The 1297-nt window shown below is 69.6% G+C and carries 2 protein-coding genes; one reads left to right on the top strand and one right to left on the bottom strand.

Annotation, left to right across the window (positions count from 1 at the left end):
• Window positions 1–107, bottom strand: a 107-nt coding sequence (locus tag LDL49_RS56420; RefSeq protein WP_225303194.1) for a universal stress protein, incomplete at its 3' end; no start/stop codon positions are given.
• A gap of 233 nt (window positions 108–340) precedes the next feature.
• On the opposite strand from LDL49_RS56420, the gene LDL49_RS56415 reads away from it, so the two are divergent.
• Window positions 341–1297, top strand: a 957-nt coding sequence (locus LDL49_RS56415) for a zinc-dependent alcohol dehydrogenase family protein (protein WP_225303193.1), incomplete at its 3' end; no start/stop codon positions are given.

Genomic DNA, 1297 nt, shown 5'->3' with positions numbered 1-1297 from the left:
ACGAGCCGCAGGTCAAGCCCTCTGCGCCGCGCGTCGGCGGCAGCCCACTCCACCGCTGCTGTCGCCGGCGCGGACCCGTCCACACCGACCACGATCCGTCCGTTCATCACGCATCTCCTTCACGAGCTCAACTCACACCTCCAGCCTCGCGAAACGGGCAACCGGCCACCGGAGGACGAAGTCCCGAATGCGAGTGCCATTGGTCCCAAGATGAGCCGGGCTGCGGATCGAACGTGAGCGGGGGTAGGCACGGCCGAAAGGCATCGATGGAACGGGACGTTCGTCCCTAGTCAGCCCGCCCCGTCCCGGCCAGCGTGAAAGGTGAACACCACCAGGAGGCATGATGAAGGCGCTCATCTACCACGGCCCCGGCCGGCGGTCCTGGGAGGAGACTCCCGATCCGCAGCTGATCGAGCCCACCGACGCCATCGTCCGCGTGGACGCGGTCACCATCTGCGGCACCGACCTGCACATCCTCAAGGGCGACGTGCCCACCGTGGAACCGGGGACGATCCTCGGCCACGAAGCGGTCGGCACCGTCACGGCGACCGGAAGCTCCGTCAGCACTGTCAAGCCGGGAGACCGGGTGCTGGTGTCGTGCATCTCGGCGTGCGGGCGCTGCCGCTACTGCCGCATCGGCATGTTCGGCCAATGCCTGGGCGGCGGCGGCTGGATCCTCGGCCACCGCGTCAACGGCCCCCAGGCCGAATACGTCCGCGTGCCGTTCGCCGACACCTCCACCCACCTGCTGCCCGACGGCGTCACCGACGAGGCCGCGCTCATGCTCGCCGACATCCTGCCCACCGCCTACGAGGTCGGCGTGCTGAACGGCCACGTCCAGCCCGGCGACACCGTCGTGATCGTCGGAGCCGGACCGATCGGCCTGGCCGCGATCACCACCGCGCAGCTGTTCACGCCCAGCCACATCGTCGCCATCGATCCCGCCCCTGCGCGGCTGGAGGCCGCCAAGCAACTCGGCGCAGACCTGGTCGTGGGTGCAGGCGACGACCCGGCCGGCGCGATCGCCGAGCTGACCCGAGGGCTGGGCGCCGACGTCGCCATCGAAGCCGTCGGCCTCCCGGAAACCTTCGAACTCTGCACCCGCCTGGTACGCCCCGGCGGACACGTCGCCAACATCGGCGTCCACGGCACACCCGCCACCCTGCACCTCGAAGACCTGTGGATCCGCAACCTCACCATCACCACCGGCCTGGTCGACACCTACTCCACGCCGACCCTCCTGGACATGATCGCCGCCGGACGGCTGGACCCCAGCACATTCATCACCCACCGCTTC

This window comes from Nonomuraea aurantiaca, assembly GCF_020215705.1.
Taxonomy (GTDB): Bacteria; Actinomycetota; Actinomycetes; order Streptosporangiales; family Streptosporangiaceae; genus Nonomuraea; species Nonomuraea aurantiaca.
Note: the sequence above shows the minus strand (reverse complement) of the source record. Positions and strands in the feature narration are given on the sequence as shown.